This is a genomic window from Herbaspirillum sp. UBA812 (genome assembly GCF_002296545.1).
GTDB classification, from domain to species: domain Bacteria; phylum Pseudomonadota; class Gammaproteobacteria; order Burkholderiales; family Burkholderiaceae_D; genus Herbaspirillum; species Herbaspirillum huttiense.
In genome coordinates this window covers 1-2,771 of record NZ_DBIC01000033.1, presented here as the reverse complement: position 1 = coordinate 2,771, position 2,771 = coordinate 1, and the positions used below count along the sequence as shown (strand labels likewise).

Here is a 2,771-nt window from a genome sequence, read left to right as displayed (position 1 = left end):
CGCGTCTACAGTCAGGGTCGTCCGTCGGATGAATGATGACGCGCAGGGCAGGCCGCCTGGCAACGGCAATATGGGTAGCAAAAGCAATAATGGCAGCACACGGCAAGACAGAGTAGGGCGCAGCAGTAAATCCCCTCATGCGTTCGGACCTGCCCCTGATGACGAAAAAGCGCCATTTCGTCGGGTGACAGCGAGTGCCGGCGCGTCAATACGTAATTCAACCTCGGACAGAACACGGAGCCCTGCAATGACAACACCAGCCTACAAGCGCGTACTCCTCAAACTCTCCGGCGAAGCACTGATGGGCGACGACGCCTACGGTATCAATCGCGCGACCATCGAACGCATGGTCGCGGATGTAGCAGAAATCAGCAAACTGGGCGTGGAACTGGCCATCGTGATCGGTGGCGGCAACATCTTCCGCGGCGTCGCGCCGGGCGCCCAGGGCATGGATCGTGCAACCGCCGACTACATGGGCATGCTGGCCACCGTCATGAACTCGCTGGCCCTGGCTGACGCCATGCGCCAGGCCGGCCTGACGGCCCGCGTGATGTCGGCCATCGGCATCGAGCAGGTGGTCGAGCCCTATGTGCGCCCCAAGGCGCTGCAATACCTGGAAGAAGGCAAGATCGTGGTGTTCGCCGCCGGTACCGGCAACCCCTTCTTCACCACCGATACCGCCGCCGCCCTGCGTGGCTCGGAAATCGGTGCCCAGATCGTGCTGAAGGCCACCAAGGTCGACGGTGTCTACACCGCCGACCCCAAGAAGGACCCGGCCGCCACTCGCTACCAGTCGATCTCCTTCGACGAAGCCATCGCCAAGCACCTGCAGGTGATGGATGCCACCGCCTTTGCGCTGTGCCGCGACCAGAAGCTGCCGATCAAGGTGTTTTCCATCATCAAGCCGGGCGCGTTGAAGAGCGTGGTCATGGGTGACGATGAAGGCACCCTGGTTCACGTCTGATCGATATTGCAGTGCAGAAACCGGCCGCAGGCCGGGATTCCCGTTTACAATGCCCGTCTTTCAGGCATTTGCCATCAAGACAAGCCAAGTTATTGCACCAAAGTTAGGAGAGCAGCATGAGTGTCGCTGACGTCAAGAAAAATACCGAGCAGAAGATGGCCAAGTCCATCGAAACCCTGAAGGCCAACCTGGCCAAGGTTCGTACCGGCCGCGCCCATACCGGCCTGCTGGACCAGGTCATGGTTGAATACTATGGTTCGCCGACCGGCCTGTCGCAAGTCGCCAACCTGACCCTGATCGATGCGCGCACCATCGGTGTGCAGCCCTTCGAAAAGAAGATGGCCGCCGTCATCGAGAAAGCCATCCGTGAAGCCGACCTGGGCCTGAACCCGGCCACCCACGGCGACCTGATCCGTGTGCCGATGCCCGCGCTGACCGAAGAGCGCCGCAAGGAAATGGTCAAGCTGGTCAAGAGCGAAGCCGAGGATGCCAAGATCGCCGTGCGCAACATCCGCCGCGAAGGCAACGAAGGCCTGAAAAAGCTGGTCAAGGACAAGATTGCCTCGGAAGATGACGAGCGCCGCGGCCAGGACGAGATCCAGAAGCTGACCGACAAGTTCGTCGCCGACATCGACAAGATGGTCACCGACAAGGAAAAGGAAGTGATGACGGTGTAAATCGTCCTGCAGGTCTCACGCGCGGCTGCCATGGCGGCCGCGCTGCACGAACAAGTCCAAGACAGCAAAAGTGCAGGCGGGATGTGAGAGCGGCAATGGGGGGAGGAGGCTGGCCGGTTTGTCAAAGCGGCGCGTGCCCGTTACCATGTTGCGCTTCACCATCCGGCGCACGGAAAAGTAATAAATCATTTACATGAAGCATCAAAGCTCAACTCTGGCGGTTCCGGAGACTTCCGCGGTTCCGCGCCATGTTGCCATCATCATGGACGGCAACGGTCGTTGGGCGACCAAACGTTTCCTGCCGCGCGTGGCGGGGCATGCCAAGGGCGTGGACGCAGTGCGCTCCATCGTCGAGGCCTGCGCCGAGCGCGGTATCGAATTCCTCACCCTGTTTGCCTTCAGTTCCGAAAACTGGCGTCGGCCTGCCGACGAAGTGTCGGTGCTGATGCGCCTGTTCATGACGGTGCTGGAGCGTGAAGTCGGCAAGATGGCCAACAATGGCATCCGCCTGCGCATCGTCGGCGACATGAGCCGCTTCGATCCGAAATTGCAGGAGATGGCGGCCAAGGCCGAGGCACAGACCGCCGGCAACAGCCGCCTGACGCTGACCGTCTGCGCCAACTATGGCGGGCGCTGGGATGTCATGCAGGCCGTCTCCAAAATGGTCAAGGACAAGCCGGGCGCGACCGACTACACCGAAGAAGAACTGGCCCCGTATCTGGCCATGGCGTATGCCCCCGAGCCCGATTTGTTCATCCGCACCGGCGGTGAGCAGCGTATCTCCAATTTCCTGTTGTGGCAGCTGGCGTACAGCGAGCTGTACTTCACCGAAACCTTCTGGCCCGATTTCGACGACAAGGCGCTGGATCAGGCGATCGGCTCCTACCAACAACGCGAGCGCCGCTTCGGGCGCACCAGTGCCCAGGTACTGGACCAGAAAAAGGCTTCCTGATGCTCAAGACGCGTGTCATCACGGCGTTGATCCTGCTGGCAATCCTGTTGCCCATCCTGTATTTCGGTTATTTCCCGGCCTTTGCCATGGCGGTGCTGGTGTTCTTCGCCGCCGGTTCGTGGGAATGCTTCCGTCTCTTCAAGAGCCCGCGTCCCACCTTGTGGGCTGCCGTGTGGAC

General features: G+C 60.8%; 3 protein-coding genes and 1 pseudogene. All 4 read left to right on the top strand.

The window, feature by feature from the left end; translation table 11 throughout:
• The first annotated feature begins 247 nt into the window (after positions 1-247).
• The gene (gene pyrH / locus B3873_RS01870; protein ID WP_039788281.1) at positions 248-964 is read left to right on the top strand and encodes a UMP kinase; all 717 of its coding nucleotides are present in this window, start codon (positions 248-250) and stop codon (positions 962-964) included.
• 116 nt (positions 965-1,080) lie between these two features.
• On the top strand, positions 1,081-1,641 hold the full coding sequence (gene frr / locus B3873_RS01865; RefSeq protein ID WP_039788280.1) for a ribosome recycling factor: 561 nt from the start codon (positions 1,081-1,083) through the stop codon (positions 1,639-1,641).
• A 193-nt stretch (positions 1,642-1,834) separates the two neighbouring features.
• Positions 1,835-2,593: a polyprenyl diphosphate synthase gene (uppS, locus tag B3873_RS01860; protein ID WP_083859609.1), complete on the top strand. Its 759-nt coding sequence runs from the start codon at positions 1,835-1,837 to the stop codon at positions 2,591-2,593.
• A pseudogene (locus B3873_RS01855) lies at positions 2,593-2,771 on the top strand (phosphatidate cytidylyltransferase); the annotation flags it as partial. The gene uppS and the pseudogene B3873_RS01855, both read left to right, overlap by 1 nt.

Coding starts and splice junctions, on each gene's coding strand:
- pyrH (WP_039788281.1), top strand. CDS start 248: ATGACAACACCAGCCTACAAGCGCGTACTCCTCAAACTCTCCGGCGAA.
- frr (WP_039788280.1), top strand. CDS start 1,081: ATGAGTGTCGCTGACGTCAAGAAAAATACCGAGCAGAAGATGGCCAAG.
- uppS (WP_083859609.1), top strand. CDS start 1,835: ATGAAGCATCAAAGCTCAACTCTGGCGGTTCCGGAGACTTCCGCGGTT.